Source organism: Streptomyces sp. NPDC048516, assembly GCF_043199875.1.
Lineage (GTDB): Bacteria > Actinomycetota > Actinomycetes > Streptomycetales > Streptomycetaceae > Streptomyces.
Window position 1 is genome coordinate 90,946 of record NZ_JBICWS010000002.1, and the last position, 15,592, is coordinate 106,537.

Genomic DNA, 15,592 nt, shown 5'->3' on the forward strand with positions numbered 1-15,592 from the left:
CCGGGGCGCGGGCGGTTCCGGCGCGGAGGGGCAAGCGGAGGGTCATGGGGCGAGGGGCTGTCTCGTGGTCCGGACCGGGCCGTGGGCGGGGGTGGCGGTAGAGGGGCGGGTGTCGGGGTCGATGTCGGTGCCTGTGCCGCTGTCGCCCGTGCCCTCGTGGCCGGTTGGTGCCGGGGCGAGTTCGGCCTGCATGGTGGCGCGCAGGCGCAGGGTGCCGACCAGGCGCTGGAAGGCCTCGGACCAGTAGCCGCCGGAGCCCGGTGAGGCACCCTCCGGCTCGTCCGTGACGGCGGTGAGCATGGCGAGGCGGTCTGCCGCCGCCGGGTCCAGGCAGCGCTCGGCCAGGCCCATCACCCCGCTGAAGCTCCACGGGTAGCTGCCCGCGTCCCGGGCGATGTCCAGGGCATCCACGACGGCCCCGCCGAGCGGTTCGGCCCAGGGGACCGCGCACACGCCGAGCATCCGGAAGGACTCCGACAGTCCGTGGGCCGCGATGAACTCCGCGACCCACCGGGCGCGTTCGGCATCGGGCAGTACGGTCAGCAGCTTGGTCAGGTCACGCGACGAGCCGGCCGGCGCGACCTCGGCCGCCTGGGACGGAGCGCCCGGCGCACCCAGCAGCGCCCGCGCCCAGTCGGTGTTCCGCTGGCGCACCGCGGCGCGGCACCAGGCGTCGTGCAGCTCCGTCCGCCAGTCGTCGCCCACCGGCAGCGCGACGATCGCCGCCGCGTCGCGGCCCCCGAAACGGGCGTGCCATCCACCCAGCGGGGCTGCCTCCACCAACTGGACCAGCCACCAGGACCGTTCACCCCGCCCGGAGGGCGGCTTGGGTGCCACGCCGTCCCGCTGCATCCCCGCATCGCACTCGTGCGGCGCCTCCACGGCGATCGCCGGTGCACCGGCCGTACGGTCCAGGCCGACACAGGTGTGCGCGCGCTGCGCCATCCGGGCCGCGAGGGCGGATCCGGGCAGTGTGGAAAGCAGTTCGGCGGCCGTGGCGCGGACGTTCCGGCTGCGGTCGGACAGCGCCTGTTCCAGGAAGGGCTCATCAGCCGTCGAGAGCCCGTCACGCAGCGAGTCGAGGAACATCAGACGATCCTCGGCCCGCTCCGTGGGCCAGGTCGTGGACAGCAGTGCCAGGCCGGCCCCCGGGTCCTGACGGCGCAGCGCGGTCAGCAGCGCGACCCGCTCCGCGAACAGGCCCTCCTCCCACCGGCGTCGTACGCCGTCGGGGGCGTCGGGGCCGTCGGAACCGCCGGGGCCGTCGTCGCCGGAGAGCTCGGCCGGGCCGCCGATCCCCCGGAGCGCGAACTTCCACTCCGCGTTGAGTCCCGCCAGCCACAGGGCGCGCGGCCCCGCCAGCGCCAGCGCGGCGGGCCGCAGGTCCGTACGGGCGCGGGCCGCGTCGAGCAGTGCGGGCAGCAGCGCCTCCGGGGCCCGGTAGCCGTACTCACCCGCGGCGGCCAGCCACTGGGGGAGCAGTTCGGTGAGGTCGGGGGCCGTGCCGCGGCGGCTGCCGCCGCTGCCACCGCGGTCGGCGAGCAGCAGGGCCAGTCGGCGGCGCGCGGCGGGCGGCAGCGGGGGCCGTGGGTCGGCCGGGGCCGGGGCGGGGCGTTCGCCGGCCGGGGCGGGGCGCAGCGCGGCGCGGCGGCGCACCGTGCTCACCGCGGCCGCGTCCAGCAGTGCGGCCGCGGCGCCCTGCCCGGACCGCACCGCCACCGGCGGCGTCCGCCGCTCGGTCCCGAGGAGCGCGGCGCTCACGAGATCGGCCCACGGGGCTGGGGCGGTCGGGGTGGGGGCGGGGGGAGGAGGAGTGGCGGATGTGGGCGCGGGTGCGGGTGCGGGAGTGGGTGAAGCGGGTGAGGTGGGTGAAGCAAGTGAAGCAGGTGAAGTGGGACTGGTGGTGGTCGTCATGCCCTTCCTCCGGGGTCGGTGGTGGACGGTGGGTGCGGCCGGCGGGTGGCGGGGGTGAGGGGGCTGGTCGGCGGTGCGGCGGGGGCCCGGGTCACAGGGACACCGGGGCCGGGTCCCAGGCGGTCAGCGGCAGGAAGCCGCGGTGGCCGCATTCGCCGAAGACCGTGATCGGCGCGCCGCCCGATATGGCGGCCAGCTGCCACAGGCCCGTCTGTCCCGGACCGTGCGGGTCCAGCGGCAGCGCCGACTCCCCGTCCGCGTCGGCCAGTTGCCAGCTGGTCCCGTCGCGGCCGGGGATCGGTGTGACCTCGGCGAGCACCACCGGCCAGGAATCCAGCCACGGGTCGTCGCGCAGAGCGTCGCCGTACGCGGCCAGGGCGGCGTCGATACCGCAGCCGGAGGGCACGGGACCCGGGACCGCGGGGGCGTGCCGCTCGCCCAGGGCGGCGCGCAGCGGGCGGGCGCCGGGGTAGTAGGCGAGGTCCGCATCGAGCACCAGACCGGGGGGCAGGGCCAGATCCAGCGGGCGGTGGGCACCGCCGCCGAAGGAGAGATGCAGCGCCATCCGGCCGGTCCGCTCGCCCCGGAGGAAGATTCTGCGGGTGATCAACGTGCCGTCATCGGTGTCCTGTTGGGCGAGCACCAGCCAGCGGTCCCGGACCGTCGCCGCCTCGGGGCCGCTCAGCAGGTCCGCCGCTTCCGTGGTCAGCCCCACGCGGGAGCGGACCGTCGCCGCGAGCGGGGCCGGCAGCCGCTCGATACCGAGGAACCCCTGGTCGAGGAGGTGCAGCAGGGCGCACTCCTCCAGCAGCCGGGCCGGCCAGTTGGGGCCGGACGCCACGGCCGCACTCAGCTCGCGCACCCGCGAGGCGAGTCCGGGCGCCTGGGCGTCGACCATGCGGGCGGCCGTCCCGCCCCAGGAGCCCCCTCCGCCACCGCCCGGCCGGGAGGTCTCCCCGTCGGCGCGGCCGGCCGAGGCCAGTCCGGACTGCAGCAGATCCTCCAGGCGCTGCTCCAGCTCCGTCGCACCGGCACCGATCCGCTGCATCCGGCGCTCCGCCCGCCGCTTGGCGGCCTCCGGGTCGGCAGGCGCCCGCGAGGGAGCGCCGCCGCCCGGGGCCGGGCCCGCGGACCGCTCGGCGCGCTCCCGGCGTCCGGCCAGCCACTCGCCCGCCCACGGTGCCGGTTCCCCCGCCGCCACCTCCCGGCCGCCGCCCGCCCAGAGCAGCAGCAGCCCCAGCGCGTGCTTGCACGGAAATTTGCGGCTCGGGCAACTGCACTTGAAGGCGGGGCCGTTGAGATCCACGACCGTTTGATACGGCTTCTTGCCGCTGCCCTTGCACTGGCCCCACACCGCGCTCGCGTCCGCGCCCGTTTCCGACCACGGCCCCGGCGCCGCGAGCCTGCCGCCCGCCCTGCGTGAGGCCTCGTCAGGCGCCAGCGCGAGCACCTGATCCGTCGTCCAGCGTTCCCCCTGCGGATTCATGTCTTCGACGCTACGACGCCCCACTGACAATCGCCGTAGATCACGATGAACTCGCAGGCCAGGGCGGGTTTTCGGGGGATTGTCAGTGGCGTGGTGCAGGCTTGATTCCGCAAGCGGCCGCAGGGATTTCGCCGTCCCGGCCGCAGACGTCGCGACGAGGGGGGACCATGTCCGAGAACAGCTTCAAGACGACGGACGACGAGACCGATGCGAACGGTGGGACGGCGCCACAGGGCGCGGGCGGCGAAGCGCTGCGACCGCACGCCGAGGAAAGTTTCGCGGCGGAGCTGAAGGCCCTCGCGGCGGCCGACGACCGGCCGCGCCCGGAGCGCTGGCGGCTCTCGCCGTGGGCGGTCGCGACCTATCTCCTCGGCGGCACCCTCGCGGACGGCACGGTCATCACCCCCAAGTACGTCGGCCCGCGCCGGATCGTCGAGGTCGCCGTGACGACCCTGGCGACGGATCGCGCACTGCTCCTGCTGGGCGTGCCCGGCACCGCGAAGACCTGGGTGTCCGAGCATCTGGCGGCGGCCGTCAGCGGCGACTCCACCCTGCTGGTCCAGGGCACGGCCGGCACCCCCGAAGAGGCGATCCGCTACGGCTGGAACTACGCCCGGCTGCTCGCCGATGGCCCCAGCCGCGAGGCGCTGGTGCCCAGCCCGGTGATGCGCGCGATGGCACAGGGCATGACCGCACGGGTCGAGGAACTGACCCGTATCCCCGCCGACGTCCAGGACACGCTCATCACGGTCCTGTCGGAAAAGACCCTGCCCATCCCGGAGCTGGGGCAGGAGGTGCAGGCGGTCCGCGGCTTCAACCTGATCGCCACCGCCAACGACCGCGACCGCGGCGTCAATGAACTCTCCAGCGCACTGCGCCGCCGCTTCAACACCGTCGTACTGCCGCTGCCCGCGACCCCCGGCGAAGAGGTGGACATCGTCTCGCGCCGCGTCGAGCAGATCGGGCGCTCGCTGGACCTCCCGGCCGGTCCTGAGGGGCTGGACGAGATCCGCCGGGTCGTCACGGTCTTCCGCGAGCTGCGGGCCGGCCTCACCTCCGACGGCCGCACGAAGCTCAAGTCGCCGTCCGGCACCCTCTCCACGGCCGAGGCCATCTCGGTGGTGACGAACGGGCTGGCGCTGGCCACCCACTTCGGGGACGGTGTGCTGCGCGCAGGGGACGTGGCCGCGGGCATCCTGGGGGCCGTGGTCCGCGATCCGGCGGCGGACCGGGTCGTATGGCAGGAGTACCTGGAGACCGTGGTGCGCGAGCGCGACGGCTGGAAGGACTTCTACCGCGCCTGCCGTGAGGTGAGCGCATGACCGGGCCGGTGCTGCTCGGGGTGCGGCATCACGGCCCCGGCTCGGCGCGGGCGGTGCGTGCCGCCCTCGACCAGTGCATGCCGGACGCGGTCCTGATCGAGGGGCCACCGGAGGCGGACGCACTGGTGCCGCTGGCCGCCCAGGAGGGGATGCGTCCGCCCGTCGCGCTGCTCGCCCATGCAACGGACGATCCCGGCCGCGCGGCGTTCTGGCCGCTGGCCGAGTTCTCCCCGGAGTGGGTGGCGATGCGCTGGGCACTGGAGCGCGGCATCCCCGTCCGCTTCATCGACCTGCCCGCGGCGCACTCCCTGGCGATGGGGGACGGCGAGGGGCCGGTGTCCGGTGAGGAGCCGGTGGCCGGTGAGAGGCCGGACGACGGGCTTACGACCGGTGCGCCTCCGGCCGGCAGGCTTTCGGCCGACGGGTCTCCGGCCGACGGGTCTCCCGTCGCCGGACAGGAGCAGGAGGAGGTACCCGCCGAGGCAGCAGAGGTGCGGGTCGATCCGATCCGGGTGCTGGCAGAGACGGCCGGGTACGACGATCCCGAGCGCTGGTGGGAGGACGTGGTCGAACACCGCGGGGGCGCGGAAGGAGCGGGGGCCGGAGGGGGCGCCGGTGCGGATGCGCTGGCTCCGTTCGCGGCGCTGGCCGAGGCGATGGGGGCGCTGCGCGAGGCGTACGGGGACGGCGGCCATGACCGTGATCCGGTGCGCGAGGCCCATATGCGGCTACGACTGCGCGCCGCCCGAAAGGAGTTCGGGGACGGTATCGCCGTGGTGTGCGGTGCCTGGCACGTACCGGCGCTGGCGCGGCGCACCACCATGGCCGCCGACCGGCAGGTGCTCAAGGGCCTGCCGAAGGTGAAGGCGGCGGTGACCTGGGTGCCCTGGACGCACCAACGCCTCTCCCGCCACAGCGGCTACGGCGCCGGTATCGCCTCACCGGGCTGGTACGGCCACCTCTTCGGCGCCCCCGACCGCCCCGTGGAACGCTGGCTGACCAAGGTCGCCGGGCTGCTCCGCGAAGAGGACTACGCGGTCTCGTCGGCCCATGTCATCGAAGCGGTGCGGCTCGCCGAGGGGCTGGCCACGGTACGCGGCCGCCCGCTGGCCGGGCTGACGGAACTGAACGACGCGGTCCGGGCCGTGATGGGGGAGGGCTCCGACGCGCCGTCCTCGCTGATCCACGACCGGCTGGTGGTGGGGGAGGTGCTGGGCGAGGTTCCCCAGGACGCCCCCGCGGTGCCGCTGCAACGGGACCTCACCCGCAGCCAGCGGACGCTGCGGCTCAAACCGGAGGCCTCGGAACGGGAACTGGCGCTGGACCTGCGCAAGGAGACCGACGCCGGCCGCAGCCGCCTGCTGCACCGGCTCCGGCTGCTCGGCATCCCGTGGGGCGAGCCCGAGCGCTCCCGCGGCAGCACCGGCACGTTCCGGGAGACCTGGCGGTTGCGCTGGGAGCCCGAACTGTCGGTGCGGGTCGCGGAGGCCGGCATCTGGGGCACGACCGTGCTCTCGGCCGCCACGGCCAAGGCCGCGGCCGAGGCGGCCGGGGCGGCCACGCTCGCCGAGGTCACGGCGCTCGCCGAGCGCTGCCTGCTGGCCGGACTCCCCGACGCCCTCCCGGTGGTGATGCGGGCGCTGTCGGACCGTGCGGCGCTCGACGCGGACGTGGGCCATCTCGCCCAGGCACTGCCCGCCCTCGTACGGTCCGTGCGCTACGGCGATGTGCGCGGCACGGACGCCGCGGCGTTGCGCGAGGTGGCGACGGGCCTGGCCGAGCGGGTCTTCGTCGGCCTGCCACCCGCCTGCCTGGGCCTGGATGCCGACGGCGCCGCCGACCTGCGCCGCCATCTCGACGCCACCCACCAGGCCGTCGGCCTCCTCGGCCAGCCACAGACCGGGCAGCAGGTCGGGCAGCAGGTCGGGCAGCAGACCGGACCGGAGAGCGGGCCGGAGACCGGATCGGAGACCGGATCGGAGAGCGGACCGGAGACCGGCCCACAGCCCGGCCCACAGTCCCGACCGCAGTCCGAACCGCAGCATCTGCGGAAGCGGTGGGCCGGGGTGCTGCGGGCGATGAGTGAACGGGACGCGGTACCGGGCCTGATCCGCGGGCGGGCGGCCAGACTGCTGCTCGATGAGGGGGAGTTGGGCGACAGGGGAGCGGAACGGCTGATGGGGCTCGCCCTCTCGCCGGGCACCCCGCCCACCGACGCGGCCGGCTGGATCGAGGGATTCGTCGGCGGCGGGGACGGCGGCATGCTGCTGGTCCATGACGAACGGCTGCTCGCGCTGGTCGACGGCTGGCTGACCGGTGTGCCGGACGCCGCGTTCACGGACGTCCTGCCACTGCTGCGCCGGACCTTCGCCGAGTACGAGGCCGGTGTGCGGCGCACCCTCGGCGAACTCGTCCGCCGCGGCCCCACCGCCCCGTCCCGGCACCCGGCAGGCGGGACGCCGGACGCCGCGGCGCCCGGCTTCGGCCCCGGCCTGGACCGCGACCGCGCCGCGGCCGTCCTCCCCACCCTGCGCCTGCTGCTGGGGATCGCAGCGCCCGGCTTCGGCGACGAGCCCGGCGAGCGGCCGGCCGACGATCCACCGGACACCACCCGACCGGCCGACGACCTCACGGGGGCACGGACATGACCCACCCGACACCGGACCCGACGACGACGGATACGACCACCGCCCCGGCGAGCGCAACGAGCATGACCGCGGCCCCGGCGAGCGCAACGAACACGACTGCCGCCCCGGCGAGCGCAACGAGCACGACCGCGACCCCGGCGAGCGCAACGAGCACGGCCGCCGCCCCCACGGCAGCCCCGGACCCCGCGCACGCCGCCGGCCTTGCTCCCGCTCCCACGGGCGCCCCTACCGCCACCCCCGAGGCCGAACGGCTGCGCCGCTGGCGGCTGGTGCTCGGTGGTGGCGGTGCGGACGGTACGGGGTGTGAACTCCGGGGACGGGACGCGGCGATGGACGGGGCGCTGGCCTCGCTCTACGGCCGAGAAAAGGGCAGTGGCGGCACCGCGCCCGGCGGCAGGCGCTCGGCGGGGCTCGGGGCTTCGGCGCCCGGGGTGGCGCGCTGGCTCGGCGACATCCGTACGTACTTCCCGTCCTCCGTGGTGCAGGTGATGCAGCGGGACGCCATCGACCGGCTGGGGCTGTCCGCGCTGCTGCTGGAGCCGGAGATGCTGGAGGCGGTCGAGGCGGATGTGCATCTGGTGGGCACGCTGCTCTCGCTCAACAAGGTCATGCCGGAGACCACCAAGGAGACCGCCCGCGCCGTCGTCCGCAAGGTCGTCGAGCGGTTGGAGAAGAAGCTGGCGCAGCGCACCCGGGCGACCCTCACCGGCGCACTGGACCGCTCCGCCCGCATCAGCCGGCCGCGTCATCGCGATATCGACTGGGACCGCACGATCCGGGCGAACCTCAAGAGCTACCTCCCGGAGTACCGCACGGTCGTCCCCGAGCGGCTGATCGGCTACGGCCGCGCGGCGCAGTCGGTGAAGAAGGACGTGGTGCTCTGCATCGACCAGTCCGGTTCGATGGCCGCCTCGGTCGTCTACGCCTCGGTGTTCGGCGCGGTGCTCGCCTCCATGCGGGCCCTCGACACCCGGCTCGTCGTCTTCGACACCTCGGTCGTCGATCTGACGGACCAACTGGACGATCCGGTGGACGTCCTCTTCGGCACCCAGCTCGGCGGCGGCACGGACATCAACCGTGCACTCGCCTACTGCCAGTCCCGCATCACCCGCCCCACCGAAACCGTAGTCGTCCTCATCAGCGACCTCTACGAGGGCGGCATCCGGGACGAGATGCTGAAGCGGGTCGCCGCGATGAAGGCGTCCGGCGTGCAGTTCGTGACCTTGCTGGCGCTCTCCGACGAGGGGGCGCCCGCCTACGACCGGGACCACGCGGCGGCCCTCGCGGCCCTGGGCGCACCGGCGTTCGCCTGCACCCCGGACCTGTTTCCCGAGGTGATGGCGGCCGCGATCGAGAAACGGCCGCTGCCCATACCGGACATGGCGGAACAACGGTGACAGGACCCCCGGGGGGACTTGCGTGGCACCTGGCACCTCGTGCAAGGATCAGGCCATCGCTCGATCGCCCGCGACGCGCGTGACGCCGAGGCCGCATGCCCCGGCTGTCCCCGTCCGTAGGGGAAGGTCCCTCCTTGTCTGCTGTGCTCGCCCTGCCTGCCGCCGTGCGCCTTCCGCGCACCGTGGCCGCGCGGCGTGCGCTGCTGGCCGGGCTCTTCCTGGTGGGCTTCGTCGCCCTCGGCTTCGCCTTCGGTCCCGGCGCCCATGCCGACGACCGCACGGGTAGCGCGCACCTGACCGGGGTGGCAACCCCGGCCAGGGCCGCGGCCGAGGCGTCCACCCCGGACCGGGCCGCCACCCGGGACGGGGCGGCGAACGGGCTGTCCGGCTCCAAGACCGCGCTCCAGCGGCAGGGCAAGGCGTCCGGCGCGAAGCTCGCCGAGCACACCCACGCCGCGTCCGGCGCGGTGGCCGAGGCCGTACGCCCCGCCGCCGAGCAGGCCGCGCCGGTCACCGACCGGATCACCGAGCCGGTGAACCGTGTCGTACGGGAGGTCGGGGACTCGGCAGGCGCCGCGCTTCCCGTGCACCTCCCCTCCGGCGCGCACACCGGAGGCTCCGGAGACGGCGCGGCACATCAGCACGGCCGTACGCCGGGCGACGCTCAGCCGACCGGTCCGCGGACCGCTGACCGAGCTGCCGGCCCGTCCGCCGCACGGTCGTCGGACGTCGCCGACTGCCTGCACAAGCCGGCCGCCGAGCACCCCTCGGCCGCCGCGCACGAGCAGCACGCCCCGGGCCGCAACGGCCTTCCGGGACAGTGCCCGCAAGCTCCGGTGGCGCCTGCCTCGCACACCGCCGGTGACGGCCACGGCCCCCGTGGCGGGGACCAGCACGCCGCCGCCCCGGCGGACCCCCTGCGCTTCCGGCTCCTGCCCGGTGGCGTCCGCACGGCCGATGGCGCTCCGACGCGTCGGCGTGCCGAAGAAATCCTCGAATTCCCGGGCTAGGGCAGACCGCTCCGCGTCTGTAACTGACCTGCCGCGCGGGGGCGGGACAGGTCTGCCCTTTCACCCCTCCTGAATTCGAAGGACTTCACCTCCATGCGCTCGAACATTCGCCGTTCCATCGTCGTTGCCACCGCCGCCACCGGTCTGTGGGCCCTGGGCTCCGTCGCCGCCAACGCCGCCGAGCTGCCCGTCGGCTCGGACCTGCCGGCCGCCGGCACGGTGACCGGCACCGCGAAGCAGCTGCCCACCGGTGACGTGTCCGGCCCCGTGACGAAGACGGCCAAGACCGTCACCACGACCGCCAAGACCGCCACCACGACCGCCCAGCAGACGGCGGGCAAGGCCACCGGTGCCCTCGGCGGCGATGTGACCACCCAGGACCTGCCCACCGGCAAGCTGCCGCAGGCCGGCGACCTGACCGGTGCGGTGGACGGCGTGCGGAAGCAGGCCCTCGGCGCCGGCCTGCCGAAGGCCGGTGAGGTGCGCAAGGCCGCCGACCTGAAGAAGGCCAAGAAGGCCGCCAAGGCTGTCAAGAAGGCCGCGAAGGCGGCCGACCTGGGCAAGGCCGGCCGCCTGACGAAGGGCATGCTGCCCTCCGTTCCGTCGCTGCCCGCCACCCCGGGCGTCCCGTCCGCCCACCTGCCCGGCGGTCTGCCCCAGGGCCTGCCCGGCACCCCGGCGCTGCCCAAGGCCCCCGCGCTGCCCAAGGCTCCGGGCTCGGTCGACAACCTGCTGGCCGGTCTCGCCGGTGCGGGCGTCCGTCCCGAGCAGCTGACGAAGCCGGTCCAGGGCGGTCTGGCCACCGCCCGTCCGGTCGTCGGCAAGGCGGCCTCCGACGTGCTGCCGCCCGTCGCCCGCCGGGTCGTCGTCAAGGTCGTCCCGGTCGCGCAGGGCGCGGTCGGCGGCGCCGGTCACCTCGCCGGTGACGCGGCCGGCCAGGCCACCCCGTTCGTGATCACGGTCGGCGGCCAGGCGCGGCTGTTCGCGCAGGGCGCTGCCGCCGACGCGGTGCCCTTCGCCCAGGGCGTGGCCGGCAACGCGGTCCCGTTCGCGCAGGGTGTGGCCGCTGACGCCGTGCCGTTCGTGCAGGGCAAGGCGACCGACACCGTGGCGTTCGCCCGGGGCGCGGCCGCTGACGCCACCCCGTTCGCCCAGGGTCTGGCCGCCGTTGTCGCGACCGACGCGCAGGGCACGGCCGGCCAGGCCGTCTCCGGTGTGCGGGGCCTGACCCCGGTGAAGTCGGTGCCCGCCGTTCCGGCTGTGCCCGCCGTGCCGGCTGTCCCGGCTGTGCCCGCCAACGTGGCCGACGCCGTTGCTGTGCCGGCTGTCCCGGCTGTGCCCGCCAACGTGGCCGACGCCGTTGCCGCCCCGGCCCTCCCGGCCGTGCCCGCCAACCTGGCCGACCTGACCAACGCCGCCAACATCCCGGCGCTGCCGGCCCTCCCGGCCCTCCCGGTCCAGGCGGTCTGAGGCCTCAGGCCGACACCACCGGACCTCGGCCGCGGCGGCGGCCGAAGCCGGAACACCCATGAACAGCCGGGCGGACCTCTGTGGGGGAGGGCCGCCCGGCCTTGGTGTTTCACCGCACCACCGCACCACCGCACCACCGCACCACCGCACCACCGCACCACCGCACCATCGCATCGCCGCATCGCCGCATCGCCGCATCGCCGCATCGCCGCATCGCAGGAGATGCCGGCCACCACGACCTCCGCCGCATCGCCGCACCGCTCTCGCCCGCCGCGCGCCAACGGATCTGCAGGAGACCGGTGTTGGGCTCCGCGACGGGCTACGTCGTGCGAGGCAGTGTGCGGGGCTACGTGCGAGGCGATGTGCGGGGCTACGCGCGGGGCACCCGCAACCGTTCCCAGCTGACCTTCCCAGGCGCCCCGTCCGCGTCCTTGCCGTGGAAGCCGAGCTTGCGCTGCCAGGCCGCGTACGACTTCCGGTCCGCCTCGGTCCACTCCGGACCGGGGCCGATTTCGTAGTGGCCGCAGTCCTCGGCCACCAGTCGTTCCCCCATTGCCGTGATCACCGGGCTGCGGGTCCCGGACCGGAAGAAGTCGTGGCCCGGGAACGGCTCGTACGCCGGCTGCTGCGGCTCCGGTGAGCCCTCCGCCGCCTTCGCCAGCCGCTTCTTGATCCGGCCCCGCAGGTCGTTCATCCCGACGCCGGCGCCCCGCGGATCGACCTTCCCCGGCTGCCATTCGAGGTGCCCGATCACCGAACGTTCGCTCCAGCCGTGCGCCCGGCAGATCGCCGCGGCGGCTTTCTCCATGGCGACCTGCTGCTCCTTGGGCCAAGGATCCTTGCCGTCGCCGAGGTTGATGCACTCGAAGCCGTAGAAGTAACGGTTGCCGTCGGTGTCCGCGGCGTCGTCCGGCGGCAGTTGCGCATCCTCGTTGATCACCGCGCGCAGGACGTCGGCGTCACCGAGCCCGGCGTGGTTGGCGCGGCCGTTGCCGACGAGATGGACCTCGCCCGCTTTGTCGATCACGCCGTGGCACAGCGGCCCCGGCAGGTCGGAACGCCCGTCGTAACACAGGTCCACCGAGCTGTCGGTGCCCTGGGTGGCGGTGTGATGCATCATCACGCCGTGCATCGGGCCCCATGGACCCTTGGAGTTCCGGTTGTGCTCGCGCCAGTCGCGGACCTCGTGGACCACCAGGCCCTCGTCGCGCAGCGCCGCGATCAGCTTGCTCGCGGTCAGGGGAGTGGCCATCGGCCCGTACCTCCTACGTCGACCGCGGCTTCGGCCGCCGCGGTGGTCTGTGCCCTGCTCGGCACCGGACCCGCCGCGCCGTACGTCGCTTCCGGTGCCGGGTGCGCGGGGCGCCGGGAAATCGAGAAAGAGGGAGCGGGGCCAAGCCTGAAGTGTGTGACTCCTGATTCGTAGGTATCCGTTGTATCCGTAAGTGCTTCAAAGCAGTGTCTGCACTGGGAAGTTGAAGGGTCAAGAGGCCTTTCCGGACCCGCCTGCGGCGACCTGCGGTGACCTGGCCACCTGGCCACCTGGCGACCGGGAAGTCTTGAGGTCTCAAGGCCTGGAGGTCTGATGAGCGCGAGTGACGGCTCCTTCTCCCACAGATTCCCGTGTCAGCAAAACCGGAATCGCCGGAGGCGGGGCGCATGGAGGCGTACCGGGAGGAGGCCGCGGGCGATGCGCGACGTGAGCGCGCACGCCGAGTGACAACGGGCCCGGCGTCCGGCGGGGCCGACCGCCCCGCGGATCAAGATCGTCTGGGCGGTCGGAAAAGGCCCACGGCAAACCACCCCACCGCAATCCAGCTCACGACAAACCGGCCGACGACATGCAGAAATCCCGAGAAGGCGTAACTTGGCCAAAAGATCTGTGATGGTAATCACCGCTGGAGTGTGATCTGCGATTTAGGGCCGCACGTCCTCCGGCGATAACCTGCGGGACGGACATGCCGCGTATCCGGTCACCGTGTACGCCTCCCTCAGTGACAGCGCCGTCACGTTGCCCTTCGCGGCACGCCCATCGCAGACGAACGAACCGCGATCACTACGGCGATTCTGAGAAGACAAGGGACGGACGCGCGTGGACCTGTTCGAGTACCAGGCGAGGGACCTCTTCGCCAAGCACGGTGTACCGGTGCTGGCCGGTGAAGTCATCGACACGCCTGAGGCGGCGCGCGAGGCGACCCAGCGGCTGGGCGGCAAGTCGGTCGTCAAGGCGCAGGTGAAGGTCGGTGGCCGCGGCAAGGCCGGCGGCGTGAAGCTGGCCACCAGTGAGGACGACGCGGTCGAGAAGGCCGGTCAGATCCTGGGCATGGACATCAAGGGCCACACGGTCCACAAGGTGATGATCGCCGAGACCGCTCCGGAGATCGCCGAGGAGTACTACGTCTCGTACCTCCTCGACCGCACCAACCGCACCTTCCTGGCCATGGCCTCCGTCGCCGGCGGCATGGACATCGAGGAGGTCGCGGCGACCCGGCCCGACGAGCTCGCGAAGGTCCCGGTCGACGCCAACGAGGGCGTCACGATCGAGAAGGCCCGCGAGATCGTCGCCCAGGCGAAGTTCCCGGCCGAGGTTGCCGAGAAGGTCGCCGACGTCATGGTGACCCTGTGGAAGACCTTCGTCGCCGAGGACGCGCTCCTCGTCGAGGTCAACCCGCTGGCCAAGGTCGCGAGCGGCGACGTCATCGCCCTCGACGGCAAGGTGTCCCTGGACGAGAACGCCGAGTTCCGCCAGCCGGAGCACGAGGCCCTGGAGGACAAGGACGCGGCCAACCCGCTCGAGGCCGCGGCCAAGGCCAAGGGTCTGAACTACGTCAAGCTCGACGGCCAGGTCGGCATCATCGGCAACGGCGCGGGTCTCGTCATGAGCACCCTGGACGTCGTCGCCTACGCCGGCGAGAAGCACAGCAACGTCAAGCCCGCCAACTTCCTCGACATCGGTGGCGGCGCCTCCGCCGAGGTCATGGCGAACGGCCTGGAGATCATCCTCGGCGACCCGGACGTCAAGTCCGTCTTCGTCAACGTCTTCGGTGGCATCACCGCCTGTGACGAGGTCGCCAACGGCATCGTCCAGGCCCTGGAGCTGCTCAAGTCCAAGGGCGAGGACGTCAACAAGCCCCTGGTCGTGCGCCTCGACGGCAACAACGCGGAGCTCGGTCGCGAGATCCTGTCGAAGGCCAACCACCCGCTGGTGCAGCGCGTGGACACCATGGACGGCGCGGCCGACAAGGCCGCCGAGCTGGCTGCTAAGTAAAGGACGAGGACACAACAACCATGGCTATCTTCCTGACCAAGGAAAGCAAGGTCATCGTCCAGGGCATGACCGGTGCCACTGGCATGAAGCACACCAAGCTGATGCTCGGTGACGGCACCAACATCGTCGGCGGTGTGAACCCGCGCAAGGCCGGCACCAGCGTCGACTTCGACGGCACCGACGTGCCCGTCTTCGGCTCGGTCGCCGAGGCGATGGAGAAGACCGGCGCCGACGTGTCCGTGCTCTTCGTGCCGCCGGCCTTCGCCAAGGCCGCCGTCGTCGAGGCGATCGACGCCGAGATCCCGCTGGCCGTCGTGATCACCGAGGGCATCGCGGTGCACGACTCCGCCGCCTTCTGGGCGTACGCGAAGGCCAAGGGCAACAAGACCCGGATCATCGGCCCGAACTGCCCCGGCCTGATCACCCCCGGCCAGTCCAACGCCGGCATCATCCCGGGCGACATCACCAAGCCCGGCCGCATCGGTCTGGTGTCGAAGTCCGGCACGCTGACCTACCAGATGATGTACGAGCTCCGTGACATCGGCTTCTCCTCGGCCGTCGGCATCGGTGGCGACCCGGTCATCGGCACCACGCACATCGACGCCCTCCAGGCGTTCGAGGCGGACCCCGACACCGACCTGATCGTGATGATCGGTGAGATCGGCGGCGACGCCGAGGAGCGTGCGGCCGACTTCATCAAGGCCAACGTCTCCAAGCCGGTCGTCGGCTACGTCGCGGGCTTCACCGCGCCCGAGGGCAAGACCATGGGCCACGCCGGCGCCATCGTCTCCGGCTCCTCCGGCACCGCCCAGGCGAAGAAGGAGGCCCTGGAGGCCGCCGGCGTCAAGGTCGGCAAGACCCCGTCGGAGACCGCGCGGCTGGCCCGCGAGATCCTCGGCGGCTGACCGCCTCCCGGCGTCGTTGCCGGAAGGGACGTACGTCGTCCTTGACGGCCGCCATCGATACCGCCGGACCCTCGCCCTCGTGGCGCCCCGCTCCCGCGGTGGAAGAATCTTCCGCCGCGGGGGCGCTCGGCGACCGGGGCAGGGTCCGGCGGTGTGCGTTCGGGGCGGGGCG

10 protein-coding genes are annotated in these 15,592 nt (G+C 73.5%); 7 read left to right on the top strand and 3 right to left on the bottom strand.

Annotated elements, in window-relative coordinates; genetic code table 11:
* Positions 1-42 precede the first annotated feature (42 nt).
* Together ACGFR7_RS04295 and ACGFR7_RS04300 are read right to left on the bottom strand one after the other, a co-directional pair.
* The gene (locus ACGFR7_RS04295; RefSeq protein WP_393312789.1) at positions 43-1,914 is read right to left on the bottom strand and encodes a DUF5691 domain-containing protein; all 1,872 of its coding nucleotides are present in this window, start codon (positions 1,912-1,914) and stop codon (positions 43-45) included.
* 91 nt (positions 1,915-2,005) lie between these two features.
* Positions 2,006-3,400 carry an SWIM zinc finger family protein gene (locus ACGFR7_RS04300; RefSeq protein ID WP_393312791.1) on the bottom strand — a complete coding sequence of 465 codons (1,395 nt, stop codon included), beginning with the start codon at positions 3,398-3,400 and terminating at the stop codon, positions 2,006-2,008.
* Positions 3,401-3,567: 167 nt separating this feature from the next.
* Here ACGFR7_RS04300 and ACGFR7_RS04305 point away from each other — a divergent pair, with 167 nt between their 5' ends.
* The 5 genes from ACGFR7_RS04305 to ACGFR7_RS04325 all read left to right on the top strand — a co-directional run bounded on the left by ACGFR7_RS04305 (position 3,568) and on the right by ACGFR7_RS04325 (position 11,247).
* Positions 3,568-4,722, top strand: a complete 1,155-nt coding sequence (locus ACGFR7_RS04305) for an AAA family ATPase (protein ID WP_393312793.1) — start codon at positions 3,568-3,570, stop codon at positions 4,720-4,722.
* Entirely contained in the window at positions 4,719-7,370 is a 2,652-nt protein-coding gene (locus tag ACGFR7_RS04310) for a DUF5682 family protein (RefSeq protein ID WP_393312795.1), read from the top strand. Before ACGFR7_RS04305 ends, ACGFR7_RS04310 begins: the two co-directional genes overlap by 4 nt.
* Positions 7,367-8,767: a VWA domain-containing protein gene (locus ACGFR7_RS04315; protein ID WP_393312797.1), complete on the top strand. Its 1,401-nt coding sequence runs from the start codon at positions 7,367-7,369 to the stop codon at positions 8,765-8,767. The genes ACGFR7_RS04310 and ACGFR7_RS04315 overlap by 4 nt, the downstream gene beginning before the upstream one ends.
* A 134-nt stretch (positions 8,768-8,901) precedes the next feature.
* A complete protein-coding gene (locus ACGFR7_RS04320; protein ID WP_393312799.1) occupies positions 8,902-9,777 on the top strand; it encodes a hypothetical protein in 876 nt (291 codons plus the stop codon).
* Positions 9,778-9,870: 93 nt separating this feature from the next.
* Positions 9,871-11,247 carry a hypothetical protein gene (locus ACGFR7_RS04325; RefSeq protein WP_393312801.1) on the top strand — a complete coding sequence of 459 codons (1,377 nt, stop codon included), beginning with the start codon at positions 9,871-9,873 and terminating at the stop codon, positions 11,245-11,247.
* A gap of 370 nt (positions 11,248-11,617) precedes the next feature.
* Here the strand turns inward: ACGFR7_RS04325 and ACGFR7_RS04330 are convergent, their stop codons facing one another.
* The gene (locus tag ACGFR7_RS04330; protein ID WP_393312803.1) at positions 11,618-12,499 is read right to left on the bottom strand and encodes a peptidoglycan-binding protein; all 882 of its coding nucleotides are present in this window, start codon (positions 12,497-12,499) and stop codon (positions 11,618-11,620) included.
* Between the two features lie 840 nt (positions 12,500-13,339).
* On the opposite strand from ACGFR7_RS04330, the gene sucC reads away from it, so the two are divergent.
* Positions 13,340-14,515, top strand: a complete 1,176-nt coding sequence (gene sucC, locus ACGFR7_RS04335) for an ADP-forming succinate--CoA ligase subunit beta (RefSeq protein WP_152104697.1) — start codon at positions 13,340-13,342, stop codon at positions 14,513-14,515.
* A gap of 20 nt (positions 14,516-14,535) precedes the next feature.
* Positions 14,536-15,420 carry a succinate--CoA ligase subunit alpha gene (gene sucD / locus ACGFR7_RS04340; protein WP_030082896.1) on the top strand — a complete coding sequence of 295 codons (885 nt, stop codon included), beginning with the start codon at positions 14,536-14,538 and terminating at the stop codon, positions 15,418-15,420.
* Positions 15,421-15,592 lie beyond the last annotated feature (172 nt).

Excerpts from the sequence above, each read along its gene's own strand:
- sucD (WP_030082896.1), top strand. The coding sequence starts at position 14,536 with ATGGCTATCTTCCTGACCAAGGAAAGCAAGGTCATCGTCCAGGGCATG.
- ACGFR7_RS04295 (WP_393312789.1), bottom strand. The coding sequence starts at position 1,914 with ATGACGACCACCACCAGTCCCACTTCACCTGCTTCACTTGCTTCACCC.
- ACGFR7_RS04305 (WP_393312793.1), top strand. The coding sequence starts at position 3,568 with ATGTCCGAGAACAGCTTCAAGACGACGGACGACGAGACCGATGCGAAC.
- ACGFR7_RS04325 (WP_393312801.1), top strand. The coding sequence starts at position 9,871 with ATGCGCTCGAACATTCGCCGTTCCATCGTCGTTGCCACCGCCGCCACC.
- ACGFR7_RS04310 (WP_393312795.1), top strand. The coding sequence starts at position 4,719 with ATGACCGGGCCGGTGCTGCTCGGGGTGCGGCATCACGGCCCCGGCTCG.
- ACGFR7_RS04315 (WP_393312797.1), top strand. The coding sequence starts at position 7,367 with ATGACCCACCCGACACCGGACCCGACGACGACGGATACGACCACCGCC.
- ACGFR7_RS04300 (WP_393312791.1), bottom strand. The coding sequence starts at position 3,400 with ATGAATCCGCAGGGGGAACGCTGGACGACGGATCAGGTGCTCGCGCTG.
- ACGFR7_RS04330 (WP_393312803.1), bottom strand. The coding sequence starts at position 12,499 with ATGGCCACTCCCCTGACCGCGAGCAAGCTGATCGCGGCGCTGCGCGAC.